The organism is Pseudoalteromonas sp. P1-30, from assembly GCF_001400005.1.
Lineage (GTDB): Bacteria > Pseudomonadota > Gammaproteobacteria > Enterobacterales > Alteromonadaceae > Pseudoalteromonas > Pseudoalteromonas atlantica.
In genome coordinates, this window is sequence record NZ_LKBC01000001.1 from 13860 (window position 1) to 37241 (window position 23382).

Consider the following 23382-nt stretch of genomic DNA (forward strand, 5'->3'; position numbering starts at 1 on the left):
GACGTTATTAAAAAATAATAATAAAATTTCAGGAAGAATATGAATAATAAAATACTAAAATCCCTCGCCATTGGCTCATTAGTTTTATGTAATTCAGTTGCTGCGGCAGATTGTCGTGATGTGTCAGAAATTATTGCTAAGCAGCTTGAAGATAACTACGTAATTCAAAATACGGCAACAAAGCTATCTAAGTTAATGCGCTCCAAGCTATTTCTCTCTGATTGCAGTCGCCTAGAATCAGCTGAAGATATAGCTGATTTTATGACTTTAGAATTAAACAAAATTGCTAATGATAAACACCTCTCTGTCGTTTATGACCCACAATGGGTAAATGAACTGAAAACATACCGTTCATCAGCACAAACTAAAGCGTTTTCGGATAGTCGAGCCATGGAGACTCCGACAGATAACTATGGTTTTAAAAAAGTTGAAATGCTTGATGGAAACATTGGTTACCTCGACATAAGAATGTTCTCTGACAGTCATTTAGGTGGAGAGACGCTTGAAAATGGGATGAAATTTTTACAGTATGCAGATGGTATCATTATTGATTTAAGGAACAATTTTGGTGGTAGCCCATTTATGGTAACTTCCTTAGCAAGTTACTTTTTTGACTTAGATACCGTCCACTTATCAACCTTTGAACAACGTGAAAACGGTGTGTTAACTCAAACGCAAGATTGGACGTCTCCATATGTTCCGGGTCCTAGGTTTAAAGATACTCCGCTTTATATTCTCACCAGCAGAAATTCTGCATCCGCTGCAGAAGGCTTTAGCTATGCTATGCAAAGTTTGACTAGAGCAACCATTGTTGGAGAGGTAACTGCTGGTGCCGCTCATGGTAGAAGTGCAGAAATAGTCAATAACGATTATATTCTCACTTTACCATCTACACGACCTGTTGACCCTCGAACAAAAGATAATTGGGAAAGAAAAGGTGTAAAACCAAATATAGAAACCAACAGCGACAATGCACTTAATGTAGCTTATGCTGAGGTGCTTAATTCCTTAATCAAAAATAATAGTAGCAACCTTAGTTTGCATCAATGGGTCTATCCATTGGTTAAAGCAAAATCCAGCCAGTACCAGCCAAGTCAGAGTGATTTCAATCAAATTATAGGTACGTATGGTAAGCGCAAAATTTTTCAAGAAAATGGCAAACTTTTTTATCAATATTTAGATGATTCAGCTTTTGAAATAGAGCTACTTGATAAAGAAACTATTATTTTTAAAGCGTTTACTGAAGCACGGTTGCAAGCAATATATAAAGATAAAGAAGCCGTAGCATTGAAAATGCTCTCTTTTGGCGAGGATGCACGAGAGTTTCAGAGAACGATGTAAAAATTGCTAACAAGTTGCTTAAATGGACAAAAAACAGCTGGCTTTTGCTCGTTCCTCGCTAATTTTAGCCAGCTATTTTATTGCCGCTTAGCAAAGCGTTATATGCTTTTGAGGAATTCATGCTAACTATCGCTGAACAAAACAAAGAAGTGTATGTGAAGTCTTACTGTCAGAATTGGTTAAGGCTGCTCTCTCTACAAAAGTTCAGCGAAGCCCAGAAACTATTGGATTGCCCAAACAGCTACGGAGAAACTTGGACAGAAGCCAAATTGAAGTTTGCTGTACAGGAATATTACGACAACACATCGCCAGTAACATTCCATAATGAAGACCTTTCCAGATGTTTTCCCGAATATTTGGAAACCGAATCTGGACACCTAATTTTTGGTTTTTATCTTCCGTCTAATAGTGAGATTACGGATCTAACAGTGGAGTTTGAGTTTATCCCGCAAGGTAACGGATTTTATGCAGCAACTATCAACAACGTCCATGTGTTGTAAAAGGCACGCATATAACAACTCAATAAATACACTCACTGCGTTCGCTGGGACGCATACACGTGGGGCGGCTTCGCCATTATGCCCCACATGTCTGCGCCCGTTATTGAAAAGTTAGCTGCTTTGAGGTCAATCATTAGTAAGGTGTCATAGTGAGAATTTTAGTAACAGGCTCTGCCGGTAGAGTCGGGCGTGCAATCTATATTAAATTAATGCGCACCCATGACGTGGTCGGCATTGATAAAACGCCTTGCTCAACAGCCGATTACATTGGTGATATTCTTGATAGTGATCTGATTGATCGGGCTCTTAAAAATGTTGATGTCATCATTCATACAGCGGCTCTTCACGCTCCACATGTTGGTTTAGTACCTGATTCAGAGTTTCAGTCTATCAACGTAGACGCGACCGAGAAACTCGCTCTGGCTGGATTAAAAGCAGGTATTAAGCACTTTATTTTTACCAGCACTACTGCATTGTACGGCTATGCTTCAACACCTAAAGGTATTGCAGGTTGGATAAATGAAGACATCACACCTCAACCCAAGTCGATTTATCATAAAAGTAAAATTGCGGCTGAAGCTAAGCTAGAAGAAATTTCAAAGTTGTTTCAGCTTCCAGTTACTGTGCTGCAAATGTCGAGATGTTTTCCTGAACCTGCGGATTTAATGGCAGTATTTCGCCTTACTCGTGGCATAGATGCTCGTGATGTAGCAAACGCTCATTTATGTTCTGTGGAAAAACGCTTAAGTGGTTTTAATCGTTTTATAATCTCAGGCGCTACACCTTTTCAACTTTCTGATTGTGAAGCGCTATATACTGATGCTGCATCTGTCATCGAGCGTCAATGTCCTGACATCGCGCTAGCATTTAAACAAAGAGATTGGCAACTACCTCAAAGCTTAGATCGCGTATATGATTCATCATCTGCCTGTGACAAATTAGGGTGGTCACCTATACATGGTTTTAAAAGCGTTTTGGAAATGCTAGATACTGAAATACCTGAAGTATTGCCAATTTTGAAACGCAGCTAACAAAGCAATTAAGAGTGATTCGGCGTGGGCAGCGTTTTTACTATGCATTGCTTTTAACATTAGGCAAAGCGAGTTCGCTCTCAGTACACCCTTTTTTAAAAGTTTCATACTTTGTGCCTAAACTCGTTTGCAAGTTTAGTTTTTCGATAGCTGCCTGTATTAGCCCTTGTCCATCTTTTGTTCACTAAATGCTGGTGTTCATTTTTATTGAACGATATTAATTAGTGAACAGGTAAACTTAAATCCCTTACTGTAATTAGTGGAATAAGTACAAGCCTGATAAGTAACCTTTAGAGAGTTTATAACAGCTCTATTAAAATAAGCCCCTGTATTAAACGTTACGTTTAACACAGGGCTTTATAGTTTTAGGCTAACCGGCTTAACATGCAAAGCGCATTAAAACGAATACTGCAGCCTTAATGAGATTGCATTGCCCGATGTGATAGTACCGCCAGCTTCAAAGTAGTCGGCTTTAATGTAGTCGGCCATAAATTTTATGTTTTTGTTTACGGTGTAGTTAACACCAAGGGTGTAGGTTTTTGCGTCTTGGTTTTCTTGCTTGAGCTTAAGTAGGCTGTAGCGGCCTGTAATTTCCCAGCCTGGCTCTGAGCTTGCGCCTAGTTTTGCGTTTTTATACTTACGGTATCCGCCCGATAGCTGATAACCAAATTGCAAATAGCCGCCTTCGTAATCATTGGTTGTATTTTCAATACTGGTTACTTGTGCTTGTTGCCACTCGGCCATCATGGTAAATCTATCTTTAAGCCATAGTAGCTCTACGCCTTGTTGCGAGAGGCTATCTGCATTAATTTTATCGCCTTCTATTAATGAGTCGGCGGTATACACTTCAAGAGGTTCATTCACTCTAAATTCGTTACCGTCGTACTGCCTCTCACTAAATGCGACGCCCATGTGTAAAAGGTTGGTGTTTTGCTGCCATGGCACCCAGGCTACGCGCCCTGTAATAGCAGACGTTGCTTCGTCTTCATCGGGCTCGTAATAACCTAGTTGCCAATTTACTGAGGCTATGTCTCCCGATAGGCTAATACCAAAACTACGCCCTGGCGAAAACGCTTCGCTTATCATGCTGCGCTCAAGCATTAGCAATTTACGCGAGCTAGTTAGTTTTTCTAGGCCAAAACCTTCTTTTTGTTGGCCTATGGTTAAATCGGCATATTTCCAGCCAGAGTATTCTAGGTAGGCGTCTTTTATTTCGGTTTCGCCATCGGCAAAGCCAAGCTGAAATTTACTTTTCCAATCTTTGCTTATGTCTGATTTAAAACTTAGGCGTGCGCGGCGTATTTCCGAGGTACTTTCTGAGCTGCTGCTGTCGTATTGCCCCTCTAACAAAGAGGTATCAAACTTGTTGTAGTCGAGCATGATATAGCCGCTTAGGTCTATATTGTCGTTAATTTTGGCAAAGCTTGCGTTACTAACAAGGCAAAGCGCTGAAAGTGCCGCATAAGTAATCGTTTGTTTAGAGGTCATGTTAGGCTGCCTTTGTTTGTTTTTCGGCTAAGTAACTTACTTTTAGTTGCGCTACGTCTCTTAAAAAGTCGATGTGTTCTATATCTACAGCAACGACGTTTAGGCCTGTGCGCTGTTTTAAATCATTGATGAGAATGGCTTGGTTTTGTGGGGTTATGTTTTCTATGCGCTCGTAGCAAACGCTTTGTACTTCGTAGCGTTTTACAAATACGCTTGAGTCAATCAAAAAGGCAATTAAGCAAATAATGCCATTAAGAATACTTAGCTCAATTAGGCTCATTTGCCCTACAGAGGTCAGTAAAGCAATGGCAGTAACAAGGAATAAGTAGGTCATTTCTTTAATCGAAATAGACTCAGTGCGGTACCTTAGCATGGTAAATACGGCAAATAGGCCGAATGCAAATTCCATCGACATATCAACGCCGTGCAGCAAAAAGGTAATAATAAAAACGCCTACGCCAAATAAAATAAACGAGCCTGCTACCACTGCATTTTTACTTACGCGAAAGTAACAGCCATAGCAAAGTACAGCCAGCGATAGGATGTTTACTAAAAAGCGGGAAAGAAAAATAAGATCTAATTTGGTCATTTTAATTATTCTCTAAAGGTAAAAGCGGGTTAGTGCGGTTAAGGTGTTTTAAACGGGCTAAAACAGGTTTAAAGCGGTTTACTTTTAATCGCTCGGGGTAAAGCAAAGCACAGCCAATGCAGTATTTACTAAACGAGGCAGGGAATATGTGGTGTTTGCTCATAAGTTTATAAAATGGCGAGCGTTTTGTTTTTTTACTTTGTTTAAGCTCGGCAATAAAAAAGCCCGGTAGTGTTATTTTGTTATCGCCTTTTGGGGTGTTGTACCACAGGTTAAAATCAAGCGTTAAACGCTCGGCTTTTTCTTCGTTGGCTAGGGCTATGCGGTTATAGCCGCTTTGCTGGGTTACGTTTAAATGTGCAAAGCTGTTTTTCATTTGCTCTTTAATAAACGCCGTGCTGTTAGCTTGCTGGTTGTTAGTTTGCGCGAGCTTTATACGTGTTTTTACGGTGCGGCTTTGGCTGTTTTTTAGTTTTACTTCTAGGTATTCGGTGGCGGTATCAACGTAGCGCCTTTGGCGTACTTTGTAGCGATTAAGCTTACCGTTATGGTGGGCTTTATATAAATCAAGTTCGGGCGTATCAAAGTACTGATTATAATAAGAGAATAAACGCTTGCCTTGTATATCAAGTACCCGATACTGGCCTTGTATATGAGTAAGCAGCTCAGGTAAAAACGATAGTGGCAGCATAAACTTACTGTCTACACGGTTCATTAAATTAGCGTTATTAAGATCGTTTAATCCGTAACCTTCAAACGGAATAAGTAACTCGTTAATTAAGCTTGTTAATGAGCCACGAGCATCTGGTTTTTCAGGCTGAGCCTGCTTATTTTTAGTGTTTATAGCAGTAATTGCTACTTGTGAGATTGAAGTATCCTTTTCAAAAAGTTCATCCTTAAAACGTGCTTGAATTGTCATAATTTTCTCAGATTATTAAATTGCAAAGTAATAGAGTGCAGTGCCAGCGTGCTGACACCGCATCAAGGATGGGTTGTTTATCTAGAGCAAAATCCGCTGCCATCACCCGCTGAGGGCAATGTGCCATCAAGCTGCGCGGCCATATTTGCTACGCGGTACTCCATAAACGAGGTTAAGCCGTAAAACTGCCCCGTGGTAGAGGTTAGGTTTTGCTCAAAGTAGGTTGAGCCATAAAAGCTAGTTGGGTCGTTTTGTACGTGCTCACGAATTAAATCGGCTATTTCATTTACGCGTGCGTTAAATGTGTCGCTTGAAAGTGAGCCATTAATAAGCTGTGTTAAGTAACTGTGGTACGTATCGAGGTGGCTTTGCTCGGCAAATACATTAGCAATTAATGGGCGCTCGCTTAATGCGCCGCTTACAGGCTCATCAATGTAGAGCTCTCTTACATCTACGCTATTACAATCCATGTTAAAGGTGCCGAATGACTCGTTAAAATCCCACGGCAAAATGCTAAATACGCCATCGTCATCGTAAATATAATAGTTATGTGCAAGCGGGCCGTGGTAGCTATCTAAATTAGACAGTGAAGTACTTACCGACATATAACGTAAAAGTGTGTCTACTTCTATGGCGGTGCTTTCGCCTTTATCGAGCGATTCTACAAAGTTAATAAAGGCGCCGTTATCGGTGGTGTCTTCGTTGGTTTGCAGGTTTATATCGGTATAGCTTTGTATGTCGTCACCTAGCCATAATAAATCGCTGCCTGTGCCATCTGGCTTGTATAAATCGCCATTACTGTTGGCAAAGTGTTTTTCAACAAATTCGCCATCTACGGCTTCTACCATTAAATACAAACCAAATAGTTCGCCGTTTACATAAAAGTTAACGTAAGCATGCTCAGGCGTTGGCACGCCCATTTCATCCATTAGCTCATAGGCGATTACTTCACGCATGTACGACGGGTCGTTAAACGAGTTTTGTAGTGTGAACTTTTTTAGCCCAAAAAACTTTTGCCCCGACACATATTCGTTAATATCAACCTTAAAGCTGTAACGGTCGCTGCTAGAGTTGGCAACGCTGCTTAAACTTGAGCCGCCTTTAGTGCGAATAGCCACGCTATCGAGTGTTACCCCATTAAAAGTAATAGCGGTTTCGTGGTACTGCTCATCAAGTGGGTTATCTAGAATGTCTTGCCAGTTTTCATCGCTAATTGTAATAGAAAGCGTATTAACGGCCGTAGGTGTAAAGGCGGTTGCAACTGTATTTTCACTACTTGGGGTAGGTGTTAAAAACGCATGAGTAAAGCCTGTATTGCTACTTAGGCCGTAACTAAAGCCTGTGGCTACATCACTTTCGTCCCAGTCAATATAGTCAATTACTTCATCGTTGAGTATTAAGCTTAGCTCGTCTTCTTTGCCTAGTTTAAACGGGACGTAGTAAGTGCCTGGGTCTTCATCGGTGGCATAAATAGTTATGTATTCACCCGCGTATAAATCTATGTCGGGCAGGGTAACGGGGTCTATGTCGTCGCTTTCATCAATAACTTGGTAGTTGGCTAAGTTAATTGTATTTGCGCTGTTGTTGTATAGCTCAAACCAGTCGTTGCCATCGTCTGCGGCGCTTGCCACTATTTCGTTAATAATGAGTGGCCCGTGGGTTGCTTGGCTGTTTGAGCTAAGCTCTGTTGGAGTGAGTACCGCAGTTGCATCGCTGCCATCTGGGGAGCGGCCATAGCTGTAACCACTCAGCGCTTGGCCTTTATTCCACGATAACTGCTCTATAATTACATTGTTACTGTAAAGGCTTACGGTATCGCTTGAGCCTAATTTAAACGCAACGCTTGGCAGGTCGCCTAAATCATCGGTGCTTGCGTAAATGCGGTAAAACTCACCAGGCGATAACGTAATATCAGGTAGTGCAAACTGTTCGTTATTGTCATCACTTAGTGTGTAGTCGGCTAAATAAACATCGCTACTGCTTGTTACATAAAGCTCTATCCAGTCCTCGCCGCCGCTGCTGTCTTTTGCTACTACTTCGTTTATACGAAGTGGAGCATCTTCAGCAATTAGCGTTGTAACAAGTGTAGAGGTATCGGCTGTTTGGTTAGCTGCGCCCTCTGTGGGCGTTAGGGTTTGCGCGGTGCCGGTGCCATCGGTGTATAAGCCGTAACTAAAACCTTCTGCGGCTTCGCCTTCTTCCCAATCAAGTACAGACACCGCAGTGCCGTCCTCATATAATGTAACCGCATCGTCACTCCCTAGTTTAAAGGTAACGTAATAACCGCTATCGGGCGGCGTGTCGGTTTCATCAATGGCTTGAATAACAATAAACTCACCTTGCGAAAGCGCTACTGCGGGTAAAGCTTGAGGCACTCTATCGGCGTTATCATCAACAAGTGAAAATACCGATAAGTCGGCAATATCTTCAGTGGCGTATAGCTCAATCCAATCGTAGGTGGTATCGCTTGGGCTTGCGACAATTTCGTTAATAACTAAGCCCGTGGAGGTGGTTGTTGATGATGAGTCAGTTTGCTCTGTGCTGCTATCGGTTGTTTGCTCAGTACCGCCACAGCCATATAAAAATGTAGTAGAGGCGATAACTGAATAAAATATAAAAGGTTTTATATTCATGTATGCACGCTTATTATTTTATTAAAGTGGGCAAACTATAAAAATAGAAGGTGCAAACAATGTGTAAACATTCAGTAATATTCAGTATAGTGAGCTTAATTACTCACTTTAAAAGTTACTTTAACCTTATGTTTAAACAATTAATTTTATTGTGCGCGTTAAGCATGCCGCTTGTAAGTAATGCCGCTACTGCGCCATTTTCGGGCGATATTACAACTGATGTACTATTAAGCGATTACGATAAGTTTAATAAGCAGTACAACGCATTTACGCCAACCGAGCAAGATATAGCCTTAATGCAAAAGCTAGAAGGCAAGGCATTAGTTGTATTATTTGGCACTTGGTGTCACGACAGCCAACGCGAAGTACCAAAGCTTATTAAGTTACTTGATGCGTCTAAGGTAAAACTTGCAAGCGTTAAATATGTGGCCGTGGGTTACAACAAGCAAGACGACGCTGGAATAGCACTAGCGCACGACTTGCAATACACGCCAACGTTTATAGTAAAAGACGATGGTAAAGAGTTAGTACGCGTAATTGAAAAGCCAACGGGTACATTGGCGCAAGATTTAACGCAGGGTTTGTGAGTAGAGCTTGGGGCTGTGAGAGCTTACTGATTCAGCCTAATAGACTTATAAGTTAGCTTGTGGGCTGTTTTGAACGATCTCAATATTATAATGTGTGAAGTTGAGGTTTTACCCATTTGGTATTTTCATTTTAGAAAGGGAGAAGGTTTCCATGCGAGAAGGCATAAAAAGCCCATATAAATAGTTCAGCCTCAGCACTTTTCTCTAAATTCTTCTGCAATTTTTTTAAAGTCTCTCATTGTGCTGTGATTTCGGCATTTTTTATGCGCGCCATCTTTAATTATTGCCATTACTAGATGGGCATCTTCATTCATATAACCGTACGTGTAAACGATGTAAGAGTCTGAAGTTTTACTTTTTTCCCAGGTATCAAGGCAAGAAATACCTTCTATAAAAACGTGTAAATGGTGAACCTCTGCACTTTCAATTCCTTCAGGTCTTTCAAATGGGGCATCTTTACCAAGGTAGTGTGGCTTTTTAATTCCAGAAAAATAAGCTTCAAGATCGGCTTGAAGAGGCTTTATTTTAAATCCATATTGCTCAATGCCTGCTTCAAGCTTCGCACTAAACTCGACGCTTACTTCCATGTTTCACTCTTTAGTGTATGTTAAACATATTATTCGTAACAGTATCTGCAGCAGTAAAAAACTCAGCAGAAGCTGTGAATTCATTACTATCTGAGGTACTTACTTGCCCCTGAGCTTCTTTCAACACTCTTAAAATATTAGAGATGTTTTTACGAAGCTGAGCTGTTTTCGCAACCAACGACTTGATATTAGAATAGATCTCTACACCATGATTTGCATAAATTTCTTCATTGTGCTGAGCCCAATTACGTTTCAGAAACTGTGAAATAGCTCTTAAAACAGCATCTGCTGTTTCTAGATCAGCCATATTTTCAAAAGTACCAGCTTCAAGATCATTATCATTTGCGATTTCAAAGTAAGCTTTTTTAGCAATTAAAAGCGTCTCGTCTAAACGGGCTAATTTAACTGCAAGTTTTTGATTTATATCTACGTTACAAATCTCATCCTGAGCAACAATAGCGGTAGAATTAAATAACTCTGCTTCGTCATGTGCAGTAGCAGCACTTAAAGCACTGGAAACTAAAGTTGCTAACAACATAACAGTCCCCTTAATCATAGCGATACTCCTAGTATAGCGTATTAAACTATCCTGCGTTAATTGGGTTATATAGTAATGCAGGTTTGCGAATTATCCATGTATTGAGACAGAACACAAGAGAAAATTGATAAAACAGGTAAGGGATTATAGTTTTTTAGTCTTAACCTGCTCTTAATTTATTTTATATAGGTCAATTACTACAATCTACATTAGCAGGGGAGTGATATCTTTATCAAGTAACCATAGTTATTTTCATCAGCTATAATTCTCTTCATAAAGATTAAGAAATAATTGTTATATCAAAGGTAAAATATGTTTCCGATTATGAGGAGTCAAAGGGGCAAATCTTGACTTCTCACATATTATGTAATTAGTGTTCGTAATTGGCAGATACGCAACATACATATAACGGTTAAATTTATGCATCTATTCACTAAACAAGCTTTTTTCGAATGCTTGTGCAGCATGCGAAGACGGTCTGTCTTTATAATGCAGTTGGTATAGCGGCCGAGAGAGTTGCTCGTTATTTTTTTGGCTCAGGCGTGTTAATTTACCTAACTGCACTAAATCTTCTGTGACTACGTTTGGCAATAAAGCGACCCCCATACCTTGAGCAACGGCCCTAGCTATGGCTTCGTTGCTGCCTAATTGCATACTTTGCTCAGCCTGTACGCCATGTTGTGCTAATAACTTTACCGACATTTCTAACGTGCCAGAGCCTGGCTCACGTAATAACCAAAACTGCTTATTTAACCATGCTGTTAAGTCTTTAGTGGGCTTAAAGTTGCTCGGTATAACCACACTCATTAAATCATTTTGCCAGTGCTTACTAATAATGTGCGGCTCGGTAGGTGTGCCTTCAACCAGCGCTAAATCAATGGTGCACTCGAGTAGTGCGTGTTCAATGTGTGCGGTATTTGCCACTTGTACTTCTACTTTTATATGCGGGTACTGCGCACAAAATTTGGCTAAATAAGGCGGTAGCCAATAACTGGCAATGGTGGTGCTGGTGCCTATAACTAATGTACCGCGCTTAAGCCCTGTTCGCGATTTAATATCTTCAATGGCGGCTTTTTCGATAGCAAAAATACTGCGGGCATGTTCAAAAAGTGCTTGCCCACCTTCGCTTAAGGTGAGCTTTTTACCCTTAGATGCACGTTCAATAAGTTGAATGTTTAACTGATGCTCTAGCTCTTTTAGCGCCTTAGAAACAGCGGGCTGGCTTATAAAAAGCGCTTCGGCTGCGCCTGAAAAGCTACCCAATTTAGCCACTGTATAAAACACCCTAAGTGCATGTAAGTTCATTGAACAACCTTAAATTGCATAACTCTAAATTGTATAACTTTAAGTTATCAAATCATGATTTTAATATATTGGAGTTATATTTTGAGCTTTCTTACAATTAAGTCAACACATCAATATGGTTTAAGTGAGGGAATATTATGCTTAGCGCTATTAAAAATAGTTTTCAGCCTCTAGGTATTAATACTAAGCAATACGGCGATACGCGCTGGTGGTTAGGTATGCTGCTGGTGGTTGTGTTAGCGGGGGCATCTGTTGCATTAAGTAAGCTATCTATAATGCAAAGTGCGCAATTTAGCTCCTTAACAATTGGTATTGTGCTTGGCATTATTGTGGGCAACAGCGTGTTTGCGCGCATTGCTACGCGTACCGATGTAGGCGTTGATTACGCTAAAAGTATATTACTCAAAGCGGGCGTTATTTTATTTGGGTTTAGAATTACTTTTGCGCAAGTAGCGGGTGTAGGCTGGCATGGCCTATTAACCGATGTGGTAATGCTGCTTGGTACGTTTATATTAGCAGTACAGCTAGGTAAGCGAGCTTTTAAGCTTGATGAACAAACAACCATACTAATAGGTGCGGGTAGCTCTATTTGTGGCGCCGCAGCGGTAATGGCAACAGAGCCGGTTATAAAAGCACAAGCGCATAAAGTATCGGTAGCGGTGGCAACGGTTGTGGTGTTTGGCACGTTAAGTATGTTTGCCTACCCAATTATGTTTGAATATATGGGTGTGAGTGAGCATGCGTACGGTATTTTTGTTGGTTCAACTATTCATGAAGTTGCTCAAGTGGTAGCAGCAGGGACTGCGGTAAGTGCCAATGCGGCTGACACCGCCGTGATAGAAAAAATGCTACGCGTAATGATGCTTGCGCCATTTTTAGTAGGCTTATCGTTTTGGCAAAGTAAAAAGCATGCAAACATAAACGCACATGGCGGCGAGCAAAAATCAGGAATTACAATCCCTTGGTTTGCAGTGTTATTTATAGTGGCAAGTGGCGTGCATTCGTTATCGGTTATTCCGCAAGGAACTACAAACGCTATTATATGGTTTGATAATATATTGCTCACCATTGCCATGGTCGCACTTGGGCTGCGTACACATGTTGGCGCTATTCGCCAAGCGGGTATAAAACCACTGTTATTAGCAGGCTGTTTATTTTTGTTTTTAACCATAGCTGGTTTTGCCATTAATGTAGGCATTGCGCAGCTGTTTTAAATATAACCTGGTGGAGGGAGATTGGCTTAAATAGGCCAATCTACTTCGTTTAAGTGATCGAGCTGCTGTGTTTTATTACTGTGCCCGTGCCATTTATTGGTGTAATTACCATTTGGATCAAACTGCGCCGTTTGCTTTTGTATATTAAAGTGGCGGCCGCCACGCGGGTCAACCCCCACACCGGCTATGTACTGCCAGTTTCCCCAGTTTGCTGCTACATCGTAATCAATAAGTTGCTGCTCAAAATAGGCTGCGCCGTATCGCCAATCAAGGCCTAACTCGTTCACTAAACAGCTTGCTGCAATTTGCCGTGCTCGGTTTGAAATGTAACCCGTAGTGTTTAGCTCTTTCATAATGGCATTTACAAGCGGGTAAGGCGTTGTGCCGTTACACCAAGCAGCAAAGCGTGTAGATGTAAAAGTAGTAAGCGGTTTAGTTTGTTTTTGCCCTTTAAAGCTAAACAGGCTGTTACCTGCTTTAAGTGCGTGCCATTTAAAATACTCTCGCCACAGCAGTTCAAATTTAATCCAATAAGTAGACTCGTTTGCCGTATTGCATTGCTCGTAATTTTCTACTGCTTTGTAAACTTGTTTTGCACTTATACAGCCAAAGGCAAGCCAAGTACTAAATTTGGTGGTGTTGTTAAAGCCATCAAGCTCGTTGCGAGTCGTTTTATAAGTACTTGGCATTGTGCCTGCAAAGTATTGCTTTAAATGAGCTTGCGCACTCTTAAACCCGCCATGCATTACGCCTTTATTTGTTATACGTTCTATAGGTTTTTTTGCGCATAAAGTTATTGGCTTAGGGAGCAAACCGTTTGGCAAAGTTGTTGATGTAATAGGGCTATTAGCGGCCTCTACCTTTTTACGAAACGGGGTAAAGTGTTTAGGTAATTCGCTTAAATCAAAGGGGAGGTCACTTTGCTTAAAGAGCGTGTCTTGCTGCGACCCTGTAAATTGTGTATTGGGGCAATGTGCTTTGAGTAAGTTTATTTGGCGTTGCTCGTACAGGCCAAATTGTTCGCTGTATACAACTTCATCAATATTTTGCTCATTAATACGCGCTTTTAAAAGCGATACGGGTTCTCCCTCAAGCACATGCAGGGTTTGCCCGCGTTCAATAAGTGCTTGTTGTAGTTCGTACAAGCTTTGCATTAAAAACTGCTGCTTATGTATGCCGTAAGGTTTTTGTTGGTAGTTATTATTTTTAAACCAGTGCGGGTTAATAACAAATACAATATCAAGCGCGCATTGCTGCAACATAAGGTCACTAAAAATTGGGTTATCGGTTAGGCGTAAATCGTTTTGTAGCCAATATAAAATGCGTTTGCTCATACTTATGCTCTGGTTTTTGTAATCATTAAGTTTACGAAGCAAAAGCGGGTAGGGATTGATTTTCACTTGTATTTAATTAAGAAAGGATGAGCAAGTGTGACTTGCTCATCTAGGTTTACTTAAGAGATTGAGTGGCTTGGCGTATATTTTCAGATATATAGGCAATTAAATAAACAAAAACAGTGAGTGGTAAACCAAATATAAATAAGGCAATTTTGTACTTATTAGCAACAGTTGATTTAGGTAATGTAATTGCAAAGCAAACGCTCATGGCTAACCAAAATAAAGCTAAAAGTGGTGATATGTTTGATTGAGGGTTAGATAAATCACACGTGCCAAATGAAATACTGGCAATAGATGCGTTACCTATTTCTATACACTCGTTGCTGTTAATAAGGCTTAATGTAATTACTGTTATGATTAATACTAGTAATAGAGGTAATAAGTGTTTCATATTTTCTTCCTTAACTATTTAATTTTATGGGTCGCTCTATAGCGCCTAGACAAATTAAAACGATTGGCAAAAAATAACGATAACAAAGCCATTAACTAGTTATTATAAAGTTATAACCATGGTATTACCTTGGTTATAACTTTTATAAGTCATTACTATTCAATAGGTTGTGTTTTTACTTTAGCTATAAGCTGATAACCTCGCTTCATTACAGACTTTATATATTTGGGGTTTTTTGTGTCGTTATCGTTAAGGGCTACACGTAGTTTGCTAATAACTCGTCTAACTGCGGTATCGGTTACTATTTGATTCTCCCATACATTGTTGTGTAACTCTTCAAGGCTAACTATTCTTGGCTGTTGTTCTATTAAATAGCTAAGTACCTGCATGCATTTAGGCTCTAATGTGTAGAGGTTATCTTCTTCAATTAAGGACTGCTGCAGACTGTCAAAAGTGTACTCGCCAATTGTTAGCTGATTAACACTCGGCTTTTCAATAACAGGTTCTGCGCAAACATGGTTAGCTTGGGTTTTATTTGCTGCTGGGTTTGAATATTTTTTATAAACGCGAGATACCATCATTCCAGTTAAATTCATTAAAAGCACTAGCGGGCTGAGTGGAAATGCACATAGGAAAAGTAAATACTTAAACCCCACGTGTACATTTGGTTTATTAAGCATTTGCCCAAATAACACATTTAAAAGCATCCATATAATAAAATAAGGCGTAAGGGAAATTGAATCTGTTTGCTCCCCACAAACGCCATATTTTACGCCCTCTATGTAGTTTGATGCTTCTAAACAAAACGCATTAGCTTGGCTGCTAAATAAAATGAATGATATAAAAATAAGTAGGTGTTTCATTAAAAAGTCCGTTTAGAAAGAGGCGGAAAATAATACCGCCTTCATTAATGTTAAATAGCCGATTTTTGTTTTTCTATCCAATCGTTTATAACGTCTTCAAGCACTGCCATAGGCAATGAGCCTTGGCCAATAACAGTGTCGTGAAAGCTGCGTATATCAAATTGAGCGCCGAGTTCTTCTTCGGCTTTTGTGCGCAGTTCGCGTATTTTTATTTCGCCCATTTTGTACGAGAGCGCTTGGCCTGGCCATGAAATATAACGATCTATCTGATCTTCCACTGCGCTTTGTGGTAAAGCGGTGTGACTGGCTAAGTAATCAATTGCTTTTTGGCGGCTCCAACCAAAGGCATGAATACCGGTATCAACAACAAGCCTCACTGCACGCCACATTTCGTAGCCTAAACGACCAAAGTCGCTGTACGGGCTTTGATAAAAACCAGCTTCTTTACCTAAGCGTTCTGTGTATAGCGCCCAACCTTCGCCAAATGCAGAGTGGCTAAGTGTGCGTCTAAATTCGGGTACATTTAGCTCCATAGCAATGGCGTTTTGTAAATGGTGCCCGGGTATGGCTTCGTGCAGACTAAGTGCTTCTAAATTATATAAAGGCTGCAGTTTAGGTGTTGAGGCTAAAAAGTAAGTACCTGGTGAGCGGTTATCTGGTGGTGGCATATAAAACGCACCACGACTTGCTGAGCCCTTAATAGTAAAGGTGTTACGCGGTAAGTGGCCAAAGTAAGTGGGCAATTTTCCATACATTTTTTGCGTAATGAACGCGGTTTTTTCTAGCAAGTCTTGCGCGTCTTTTGCGTAAAACTGCTTATCGGTCGCTAAAAATTCTAAAAACTCACTATAGGTGCCATCAAAGCCTACTTCATCAATAATATTTTGCATTTGCGCCTTAATACGCGCGACTTCTTTAAGGCCTAGTTGATGTATTTGTTTAGGTGTGGCGTTTGTTGTGGTGTAGTAATTAACCGTGTACTTGTAGTAGTCAAGCCCGCCTTTAACGCTTGCTATGCCCGGCTGCGCTCTACAGTGTGGCATATAGTCATTTTCAAAAAAGTCGTAAAAATGCTGATACGCAGGAATTACTTTATCTTTAATTACGGCTTGGGCTTTTTGTTTTAAGTTTGATTTTTGCGCTGTATTAAATGTATTAGGTATACGCGTAAAGGGCTCGTAAAGGGCGCTGTTTTCGGGGTTTTTAACTATGTGCGCGCTAATGCTTTGGCTGTAATTTTCAAAGGTTTTACAGTAATGGGTAAATCCTGTTTTTATCCCTTCTTTCATTAAATCAATATTTTGCTGATTAAAGCGCGGGTAGTCGGCAAGGCTGATTAAAAATGCGTTGTAATCATCAGCTGTTAAAAAAGCCATATTAGCGGGTGCTTCTGCAAAGTAGGTATGCCAGCCACTTAAAAAGTTTACCGGAAAATACTTATCTTGATAAAGGTAGCTTTGCTGCTCGGTTTCTCGCTCATATTTAAATAAGCGGTAGTTCATTAGCTGATCCTTGTTGAGCGTTTTTGGATCAATGTTGGCTAAGCTTTTTAGTACGCTGTTGTTATACGCTTGGCGCTTTGCAATGGCTTGCTCGCTCCAATTTGGTAATGTGCCGTTTGGTTTCCAACCGTCTGGATCGGTTCGAAAAAATATTTTTTCAGCTTTGGCATTTTGCCAGTGGTTATCAATAATGGTTTTTAAATCGCTGTTACTGTCGGCAAGGCTTGGTAGCGAGGTGGCTGCTAAGCAAATAGCTAAAATACGTTTTTTAAACATAGTGATCCGTTATTGGCGAGTTAGTCGCGCTTTTTTATTTTAATTTGTGCTCAATATAGTACCAAGTTAACTTAATCAATGCGCTTACTTTTACAACCTGTATTTATTGGTTTTATATTATGATTGAACAAATTTCACTGCGTAACTGAGTGGCGCACTAGTTTATTGTTTTATCAGCGTTTAGAATGATTAAAACTTATTATAAAAAAATGACCGTCATGTTTAATAAAGTAATCGCCTTAATTGATGAAGCAAACAACCAAGACCCAAACAGTGAGCAATTTAATGGGGAGAGTGTCCCTAAAGAGTATTTATACTCACAGCGTATGAGCGATATGCTTAGCCGTTTTAACCCCGATGCTGACGAGCTTATGCAAATTGCAGTGCGTGGGCAGCATATACAACGTTGGAAGTCTCCGCGTAGCGACTTTGCAATGAACAAGCAGGGCTATCATCAATGGCGTAGTGCGCTTTATATATTTCATGCAAGTAGTGTTATTGCACTTATGCAGCAAGCTGGGTACAGCGATGCTGAGCAAAACAGAGTGTATGATGCGGTTGCTAAAAAAAATATTAAACGTAACCCAGATAGCCAATTAGTAGAAGATGTAGCAAGCCTGGTATTTATTGAGCATTACATGCTCGGGTTTGCTAATAGTAAGCCTGATTACGATGAGCAAAAATGGATAGGTATTATTCGCCGTACATGGCAAAAAATGTCAGACGACGCGCATGAGTTTGTACTTGCAGGTAATATTACATTACCAGCGCCGCTTGATGGGCTTATTCATAAAGCACTTGAGTAAAAGAACATAAATAAAAAGGAATTTTAAATGTATTGTCCTCGTAGTAATACGCCACTTGAACCTTTACTTGTTGGCGGCATTACTGTTTTTACGTCAGCGCAAGGCGGCGTATTTTTTGATAACAGCCAAATTTTTAAGTTTAGCTCGCCTGAGTTAAAGCATGGTCAGGTATTGCTTAAGTATTTGAGTGAATATACCGAAGGCGAGGGCGAAGTCTCATCGCGAGTAAATTGCCCAAAGTGCCCAAGCATAGTGATGATGCGCCGGTATTTTTCACCGCTCAAAGTGGTTGAGATAGACGAGTGCCCAGGTTGCGCTGGCATATGGCTTGATAGTGGGGAGCTTGCAAAAATACACGAAAACCACCTAACACCCAAAGAGCGAAAGCTGTTAGCGCACGAAATGGCCACCAATCATGGGTTTATATCTATTAAGCCGCCAAAATCTAAGTATTCCCCCAAAGCGCCTAAAAATAGCCAAGACACCACAGTTGAACGGCTGGTGCAATTGGCATTACTTAATCTTTAATAACAAGCCTCAAAATAGATCACTTAATTAAGCTAATTGGTATAAAGCATAAAAAAACGGCGTACTAAAAAGTACGCCGTTTTTTGTAATAAATTAACGCTTATGCCGTTTATTTATTACGGTTTTCTTTTGCAAAGGCACGTATTTTACGTTTTTGCGAAAGCGTTACTTTGTTAGTACGCCCTGCAAATGGGTTATCACCTTCTCTAAATTCAATTTTGATTGGGGTGCCCATAATTTTAAGTGCTTTACGGTAGTAGTTCATCAGGTAGCGTTTGTAGCTATCGGGTAAATCGTGAACTTGGTTACCGTGAATTACAATACGTGGCGGGTTATAACCACCGGCATGCGCATATTTAAACTTAACACGACGACCACGAACAAGTGGCGGCTGATGATCGGCCTGTGCCATGTCCATAATACGGCGTAGCATTGCGGTGCTAATACGTTTAGTTGCTGACTCGTAAGCTTCATCAACCGATTCAAATAAATGACCAACACCTGTACCGTGAAGTGCAGATATAAAGTGCAAGCGTGCAAAATCAATAAAACCTAAACGGCGATCAAGCTCTGTTTTAATGCGATCTTTAACGTAATCATCAAGCCCATCCCATTTGTTCACGGCAATAACCAATGAACGACCTGAGTTAAGCGCAAAACCTAATAAGCTTAAGTCTTGATCAGAAATACCATCGCGAGCATCAACAACCAGTAATACAACGTTGGCATCTTCAATGGCTTGAAGCGTTTTAATTACTGAGAACTTTTCAACCACGTCGCTTACTTTTTTACGCTTACGAACACCTGCGGTATCTATTAAAATATATTCTTTGTCGTTACGGGTCATCGGAATATAAATAGAGTCGCGAGTGGTGCCCGGCATATCGTATACAATTACACGTTCTTCACCGAGTATACGGTTTGTAAGTGTAGACTTACCTACGTTAGGGCGACCAATAATAGCCAGTTTTACTGGTTTATCGGCAAACGCTTGGTGGTCTGTATCGTCGCCTTCAGCTTCTTGATAAAGGTCGATTAACTCTTCATCGTCATCAGCAACGTCTTCATCTAGTGCTGCAAGCTCTGCAATTACAGGCTGTAAAGTGTGCTCTAAAAGCTGAGTAATACCACGCCCATGTGCTGCTGCAATATGGTGAATATTACCTAATGATAATTGATAAAATTCAGCACAGTTTGAGTCGGCGTCAATACCATCTGTTTTGTTGGCAACCACAAAGCTTTTTTTCTCTTGCTTGCGCAAGTGATTAGCAATGGCTTGGTCAGCAACGGTCATGCCTACGCGGGCATCAACCAAAAACAACACAATATCGGCTTCTTCAATGGCTAGTAACGACTGGTCGGCCATTTCGGTTTCGATGCCTTCTTCAGAGCCATCAATACCACCCGTGTCTACCACGATAAATTCATAGCCATCGTAATTAGCTTGGCCATATTTTCTATCTCGTGTTAAACCTGGAAAATCGGCTACGAGTGCATCACGAGTACGTGTTAAACGGTTAAATAATGTGGATTTGCCCACATTGGGTCGCCCAACTAGAGCGATCACGGGAAGCATAAACTACCTCTTTAAAAAACAACAAAAGGCTTCGCAGTGCGAAGCCTTACAAAAACCTTTAAGTGTTAGCTAGTTAGTTAGGGGTGTTTACCACACTAACTTCACCATCACGGGTGTATAAAATTAGCTTGTCGTCGGCTACAACCGGCTCAACAAAAAAGCCTGAGCTGTCAAATTCTTCACGAGATACTAACTCGCCAGTGTCTTTGTTTAGCCAATGTAGGTTACCTTCTTGGTCACCTAAAGCTAAGTGGCTACCTGCAACTGCAGGGCCTGTTAGGTACCATCCACGTAGAGCGGGTTGGCTCCAACGTTCAATACCTGAATTTTTATCTAATGCGTAAATTACGCCTTCGCTATCTACTAAGTAAATAGTTTGTGCATCCATCGCTATTTCGCGGTAGCTGCTGTATTCACGTTTCCATACAACATTGCCTGAGCGAATATCTACCGCTGCTAGGTTACCGTTGTATGCAATGGCATAGGCGTAAGGGCCGCTAATAATAGGTTGTGTGTCTACATCAACTAAGCGCTCAAATTCTGATGCACCTTTAGCAACGGCAATTTCTGCACTCCATGCTGAATAACCGCTCTCAGAAATGAGTACACTTAATTTACCTGTTTCTAAGCCTACTAACACACCACCGTTTGCAACTGTTGGTGAGCTTTGGCCTCGCAATGTAAGCGGGGGTACTTCTTGTTCGAAGTTCCAGCGTTCTTCGCCTGTATCTGGGTGCAGCGCTAATAGTTTACCCGAGCCTAAATTAACAAAAATTAGGCCATCGCCCGCAGCTGGTTTTGATAGCGCTTCGCCTGGCACATTTTTACGCCATACTTCTTCACCCGTTTCGCGGTCAAGGGCAATAATAAATCCGTGCTCAGAGCCTACGTAAATTTTACCATAAGCTTGTAATATACCGCCTGATAATTTTGCTGTGCCGTTATCTGACCATGGCCAAAACGATAAATCTTCACGTACGTCGGTTTCCCATAGCGTGTCGCCATTGGTAAGCGAAAGCGCTTCAATTTGGCCTTCGCGGCTAGCTACATAAATAGTGTCTTTGTATACAGCAGGCGATAAGCGAGAAAAATAATGTTCTACACCACTGCCAACCGACTCTTGCCACACTACGTCTGTTTCAAATTGATTAACAATTTCAGGAAGTACTAACTCGTCTTCGTCATCGCTTGATGAACAACCCATTAGCGTTGCCATGCACAGTGCGAGAGTTGCTGTTGTTATTTTTTTCATACCTAAAACCTTATGCCGCTGGGCTAGTTACTGCTAGGTCGTCTAATTTAATTTGTAATAAAGGGTTTGTTGTTAAACCGCCTGCATCGGCAGCTGCTTGATACGCAGTGCGAGCTTGGTCTTTATTACCTTGTGCAATGTAAATATCGCCTTTTAGCTCAGCTACATTGGCGTTATATGCCTCTGGTAGTGGCGAGTTTAATGTACTTAGGGCTTCGTCAAATTTACTTTGCGCAAGTTGAATACGTGCTAAACGCGTAATGGCAATGGCTTTAAGCTCTTCGCTTTGGGCGTTTGTCACAATCCAGCTAAGTTTTTCGCTAGCAAGGTCTAATTTTTTTGCATCAACAGCGTCTTTTGCCGCAACAAAAGCGGCTAAAGTTGCATAGCTTGTGTCTTGGTTGTTTTTAATGAATGTATCGGCTGCGCCAAGTACATCGTCACTTTGTACAAGTGTTGTATATTCGTCAGACGCTTGCTCAGCAGTTGTAATTTGGTTTTGGTTGTATGCTTTCCAACCGTATAAGCCGCCTAAACCTACAATTACACCTAGCGCAAGTGAAATGCCGTTTTCGCGAAAAAAGCGCTTAATGGCTTCTGCTTGTTGTTCTTCTGTTGAATAAATGTCCATTATTACCTCTTAAGTTAGCTTAGCTATTGATAAGCTCAGCTAATAGCGCTTTAGCTTGTTCTAATTCTAGTGTGACTTGCTCTTTACGCTCACGTAAATATTTTATGGTCACAACGCCTTTTTCTAATTCATCTTCGCCAATAATAACGGCCACTAGTGCATCGCTTTTATCAGCTCGTTTTAGTTGTTTTTTAAAGTTACCGCCACCGGCATGCACCATAACGCGTAAACCGGGTACGTCACTACGCAGTTGCGCTGCAATGGCTGGGGCTTGTACGCTGGCTTTGTCGCCCATTGCCGCTAAATATACATCAGCATTGCGGCGAATGTCACCTACACACTCAAGTGCTTGGAGTAACAGTACTAAGCGCTCTAGACCCATAGCAAAACCAACTGCGGGCGTTGCTTTGCCGCCAAGTTGCTCAACTAAGCCATCGTAGCGTCCGCCAGCACACACTGTACCTTGTGCGCCTAGGCTATCTGTTACCCATTCAAATACTGTGCGGTTGTAGTAGTCTAAACCACGTACTAACTTTTCATTAACCGTGTATATGACGCCAGCTGCGTCTAAACGTTCACATAAATTTGCAAAATGTTCTTTTGATTCAGCATCTAAATGCTCAGACAATTTAGGCGCATCCACTAAGATTGCTTGCACGTCTGGGTTTTTGCTATCAAGTACACGCAATGGGTTTGAGTACATACGGCGCTTTGAATCTTCATCAAGCACGTCGGTATGCTGTTCAAGGTAGGCAACGAGTGCATCGCGGTAATCAGCACGTGCTTCGTTAGAGCCTAACGAGTTAAGCTCTAAACGTACGTGTTCGTTAATGCCAAATGCTTTCCATAATTGCGCGGTAAGTAAAATAACTTCTGCGTCTATGTCGGCTGTGGCAATACCAAATGTTTCTAAACCAAATTGGTGAAACTGACGGTAGCGGCCTTTTTGAGGGCGCTCATGACGAAACATCGGGCCCATGTACCATAGGCGTTGCTCTTGGTTATAAAGCAAGCCATTTTGGTTACCTGCACGTACACACACTGCGGTGCCTTCTGGGCGAAGGGTTAGCATGTCGCCGTTACGATCGGCAAAGGTGTACATTTCTTTTTCTACTATATCGGTTACTTCACCAATAGAGCGTTTAAATAAGTCGGTTGATTCTACAATAGGAAAACGAATTTCTTGATAACCGAACGATGCTACTGTCTCGCGTAAAATGTTTTCTACTTTCTGCCAAACTTGCGTGTCGCCCGGCAGACAATCGTTCATACCGCGAACTGCCTGAATTTGTTTTGCCACTGATAAATCCTAATTACTGTTTATGTGTAATAAAAAAATGCTTACACAACAAGAATGCTAAAAATTGACCCGTCATTATATACCCAAATGACCCCATGATGCGAGTTTCAGTTGGAATTAAAAGCGAT

22 protein-coding genes are annotated in these 23382 nt (G+C 41.0%); 7 read left to right on the forward strand and 15 right to left on the reverse strand.

All coding sequences use genetic code 11. The annotated features are described in order from the left end of the window. Positions 1 to 39 precede the first annotated feature (39 nt). The 3 genes from AN395_RS00060 (at position 40) to AN395_RS00070 (ending at position 2872) form a co-directional block, all read left to right on the forward strand. On the forward strand, positions 40 to 1341 hold the full coding sequence (locus tag AN395_RS00060) for a S41 family peptidase (protein WP_054981632.1): 1302 nt from the start codon (positions 40 to 42) through the stop codon (positions 1339 to 1341). 119 nt (positions 1342 to 1460) lie between these two features. Then, positions 1461 to 1841 carry a hypothetical protein gene (locus AN395_RS00065; RefSeq protein ID WP_054981633.1) on the forward strand — a complete coding sequence of 127 codons (381 nt, stop codon included), beginning with the start codon at positions 1461 to 1463 and terminating at the stop codon, positions 1839 to 1841. A gap of 149 nt (positions 1842 to 1990) precedes the next feature. Beyond that, positions 1991 to 2872, forward strand: a complete 882-nt coding sequence (locus AN395_RS00070) for an NAD(P)-dependent oxidoreductase (RefSeq protein ID WP_054981634.1) — start codon at positions 1991 to 1993, stop codon at positions 2870 to 2872. 396 nt (positions 2873 to 3268) lie between these two features. On the opposite strand, the gene AN395_RS00075 is transcribed toward AN395_RS00070, so the two are convergent. The 4 genes from AN395_RS00075 to AN395_RS00090 form a co-directional block, all read right to left on the reverse strand. Then, positions 3269 to 4360 (reverse strand): OprO/OprP family phosphate-selective porin, encoded by a 1092-nt coding sequence (locus tag AN395_RS00075; protein WP_054981635.1) that lies wholly within the window; start codon positions 4358 to 4360, stop codon positions 3269 to 3271. Between the two features lies 1 nt (position 4361). Further along, positions 4362 to 4949 (reverse strand): DUF4956 domain-containing protein, encoded by a 588-nt coding sequence (locus tag AN395_RS00080; protein ID WP_029772252.1) that lies wholly within the window; start codon positions 4947 to 4949, stop codon positions 4362 to 4364. A gap of 1 nt (position 4950) precedes the next feature. After that, entirely contained in the window at positions 4951 to 5868 is a 918-nt protein-coding gene (locus AN395_RS00085) for a polyphosphate polymerase domain-containing protein (protein WP_054981636.1), read from the reverse strand. A gap of 77 nt (positions 5869 to 5945) precedes the next feature. Continuing rightward, positions 5946 to 8501 (reverse strand): CotH kinase family protein, encoded by a 2556-nt coding sequence (locus AN395_RS00090; RefSeq protein ID WP_054981637.1) that lies wholly within the window; start codon positions 8499 to 8501, stop codon positions 5946 to 5948. A gap of 128 nt (positions 8502 to 8629) precedes the next feature. Here AN395_RS00090 and AN395_RS00095 point away from each other — a divergent pair, with 128 nt between their 5' ends. Continuing rightward, positions 8630 to 9088, forward strand: a complete 459-nt coding sequence (locus AN395_RS00095; protein WP_054982092.1) for a thioredoxin family protein — start codon at positions 8630 to 8632, stop codon at positions 9086 to 9088. A gap of 191 nt (positions 9089 to 9279) precedes the next feature. Here AN395_RS00095 and AN395_RS00100 read toward each other — a convergent pair whose 3' ends face one another. The 3 genes from AN395_RS00100 to AN395_RS00110 all read right to left on the reverse strand — a co-directional run bounded on the left by AN395_RS00100 (position 9280) and on the right by AN395_RS00110 (position 11518). Further along, positions 9280 to 9675: a type II toxin-antitoxin system YafO family toxin gene (locus tag AN395_RS00100; protein WP_054981638.1), complete on the reverse strand. Its 396-nt coding sequence runs from the start codon at positions 9673 to 9675 to the stop codon at positions 9280 to 9282. Between the two features lie 10 nt (positions 9676 to 9685). Continuing rightward, a complete protein-coding gene (locus AN395_RS00105; RefSeq protein ID WP_157683934.1) occupies positions 9686 to 10231 on the reverse strand; it encodes a hypothetical protein in 546 nt (181 codons plus the stop codon). 408 nt (positions 10232 to 10639) lie between these two features. Continuing rightward, positions 10640 to 11518, reverse strand: a complete 879-nt coding sequence (locus tag AN395_RS00110) for a LysR family transcriptional regulator (RefSeq protein ID WP_054981640.1) — start codon at positions 11516 to 11518, stop codon at positions 10640 to 10642. Positions 11519 to 11655: 137 nt separating this feature from the next. On the opposite strand from AN395_RS00110, the gene AN395_RS00115 reads away from it, so the two are divergent. After that, on the forward strand, positions 11656 to 12732 hold the full coding sequence (locus AN395_RS00115; RefSeq protein ID WP_054981641.1) for a YeiH family protein: 1077 nt from the start codon (positions 11656 to 11658) through the stop codon (positions 12730 to 12732). 26 nt (positions 12733 to 12758) lie between these two features. On the opposite strand, the gene AN395_RS00120 is transcribed toward AN395_RS00115, so the two are convergent. The 4 genes from AN395_RS00120 to AN395_RS00135 form a co-directional block, all read right to left on the reverse strand. Further along, complete coding sequence (locus AN395_RS00120; RefSeq protein ID WP_054981642.1) at positions 12759 to 14066, reverse strand: DASH family cryptochrome; 1308 nt, start codon at positions 14064 to 14066, stop codon at positions 12759 to 12761. A gap of 115 nt (positions 14067 to 14181) precedes the next feature. Then, positions 14182 to 14520: a hypothetical protein gene (locus AN395_RS00125; protein WP_054981643.1), complete on the reverse strand. Its 339-nt coding sequence runs from the start codon at positions 14518 to 14520 to the stop codon at positions 14182 to 14184. Between the two features lie 155 nt (positions 14521 to 14675). After that, the gene (locus AN395_RS00130; RefSeq protein ID WP_054981644.1) at positions 14676 to 15383 is read right to left on the reverse strand and encodes a winged helix-turn-helix domain-containing protein; all 708 of its coding nucleotides are present in this window, start codon (positions 15381 to 15383) and stop codon (positions 14676 to 14678) included. Positions 15384 to 15433: 50 nt separating this feature from the next. Beyond that, entirely contained in the window at positions 15434 to 17161 is a 1728-nt protein-coding gene (locus AN395_RS00135; protein WP_054981645.1) for a DUF885 family protein, read from the reverse strand. 218 nt (positions 17162 to 17379) lie between these two features. Here AN395_RS00135 and AN395_RS00140 point away from each other — a divergent pair, with 218 nt between their 5' ends. After that, the gene (locus AN395_RS00140) at positions 17380 to 17967 is read left to right on the forward strand and encodes a DUF4202 domain-containing protein (protein WP_095206604.1); all 588 of its coding nucleotides are present in this window, start codon (positions 17380 to 17382) and stop codon (positions 17965 to 17967) included. A gap of 27 nt (positions 17968 to 17994) precedes the next feature. Beyond that, a complete protein-coding gene (locus tag AN395_RS00145; RefSeq protein ID WP_054981646.1) occupies positions 17995 to 18495 on the forward strand; it encodes a zf-TFIIB domain-containing protein in 501 nt (166 codons plus the stop codon). A gap of 109 nt (positions 18496 to 18604) precedes the next feature. Here the strand turns inward: AN395_RS00145 and der are convergent, their stop codons facing one another. The 4 genes from der to hisS form a co-directional block, all read right to left on the reverse strand. Next, positions 18605 to 20071: a ribosome biogenesis GTPase Der gene (der, locus tag AN395_RS00150; protein ID WP_054981647.1), complete on the reverse strand. Its 1467-nt coding sequence runs from the start codon at positions 20069 to 20071 to the stop codon at positions 18605 to 18607. 73 nt (positions 20072 to 20144) lie between these two features. Next, a complete protein-coding gene (bamB, locus tag AN395_RS00155) occupies positions 20145 to 21323 on the reverse strand; it encodes an outer membrane protein assembly factor BamB (protein WP_004586989.1) in 1179 nt (392 codons plus the stop codon). 10 nt (positions 21324 to 21333) lie between these two features. Beyond that, entirely contained in the window at positions 21334 to 21954 is a 621-nt protein-coding gene (locus tag AN395_RS00160) for a tetratricopeptide repeat protein (protein WP_004586990.1), read from the reverse strand. 19 nt (positions 21955 to 21973) lie between these two features. Beyond that, positions 21974 to 23254: a histidine--tRNA ligase gene (gene hisS, locus AN395_RS00165; RefSeq protein ID WP_004586991.1), complete on the reverse strand. Its 1281-nt coding sequence runs from the start codon at positions 23252 to 23254 to the stop codon at positions 21974 to 21976. Positions 23255 to 23382 lie beyond the last annotated feature (128 nt).

Bases quoted from the DNA above. Each gene is read 5' to 3' on its own strand.
- AN395_RS00060 (WP_054981632.1), top strand. From the start codon at position 40: ATGAATAATAAAATACTAAAATCCCTCGCCATTGGCTCATTAGTTTTA.
- AN395_RS00065 (WP_054981633.1), top strand. From the start codon at position 1,461: ATGCTAACTATCGCTGAACAAAACAAAGAAGTGTATGTGAAGTCTTAC.
- AN395_RS00075 (WP_054981635.1), bottom strand. From the start codon at position 4,360: ATGACCTCTAAACAAACGATTACTTATGCGGCACTTTCAGCGCTTTGC.
- AN395_RS00080 (WP_029772252.1), bottom strand. From the start codon at position 4,949: ATGACCAAATTAGATCTTATTTTTCTTTCCCGCTTTTTAGTAAACATC.
- AN395_RS00085 (WP_054981636.1), bottom strand. From the start codon at position 5,868: ATGACAATTCAAGCACGTTTTAAGGATGAACTTTTTGAAAAGGATACT.
- AN395_RS00090 (WP_054981637.1), bottom strand. From the start codon at position 8,501: ATGAATATAAAACCTTTTATATTTTATTCAGTTATCGCCTCTACTACA.
- AN395_RS00095 (WP_054982092.1), top strand. From the start codon at position 8,630: ATGTTTAAACAATTAATTTTATTGTGCGCGTTAAGCATGCCGCTTGTA.
- AN395_RS00100 (WP_054981638.1), bottom strand. From the start codon at position 9,675: ATGGAAGTAAGCGTCGAGTTTAGTGCGAAGCTTGAAGCAGGCATTGAG.
- AN395_RS00105 (WP_157683934.1), bottom strand. From the start codon at position 10,231: ATGATTAAGGGGACTGTTATGTTGTTAGCAACTTTAGTTTCCAGTGCT.
- AN395_RS00110 (WP_054981640.1), bottom strand. From the start codon at position 11,518: ATGAACTTACATGCACTTAGGGTGTTTTATACAGTGGCTAAATTGGGT.
- AN395_RS00115 (WP_054981641.1), top strand. From the start codon at position 11,656: ATGCTTAGCGCTATTAAAAATAGTTTTCAGCCTCTAGGTATTAATACT.
- AN395_RS00120 (WP_054981642.1), bottom strand. From the start codon at position 14,066: ATGAGCAAACGCATTTTATATTGGCTACAAAACGATTTACGCCTAACC.
- AN395_RS00125 (WP_054981643.1), bottom strand. From the start codon at position 14,520: ATGAAACACTTATTACCTCTATTACTAGTATTAATCATAACAGTAATT.
- AN395_RS00130 (WP_054981644.1), bottom strand. From the start codon at position 15,383: ATGAAACACCTACTTATTTTTATATCATTCATTTTATTTAGCAGCCAA.
- AN395_RS00135 (WP_054981645.1), bottom strand. From the start codon at position 17,161: ATGTTTAAAAAACGTATTTTAGCTATTTGCTTAGCAGCCACCTCGCTA.
- AN395_RS00140 (WP_095206604.1), top strand. From the start codon at position 17,380: ATGTTTAATAAAGTAATCGCCTTAATTGATGAAGCAAACAACCAAGAC.
- AN395_RS00145 (WP_054981646.1), top strand. From the start codon at position 17,995: ATGTATTGTCCTCGTAGTAATACGCCACTTGAACCTTTACTTGTTGGC.
- der (WP_054981647.1), bottom strand. From the start codon at position 20,071: ATGCTTCCCGTGATCGCTCTAGTTGGGCGACCCAATGTGGGCAAATCC.
- bamB (WP_004586989.1), bottom strand. From the start codon at position 21,323: ATGAAAAAAATAACAACAGCAACTCTCGCACTGTGCATGGCAACGCTA.
- AN395_RS00160 (WP_004586990.1), bottom strand. From the start codon at position 21,954: ATGGACATTTATTCAACAGAAGAACAACAAGCAGAAGCCATTAAGCGC.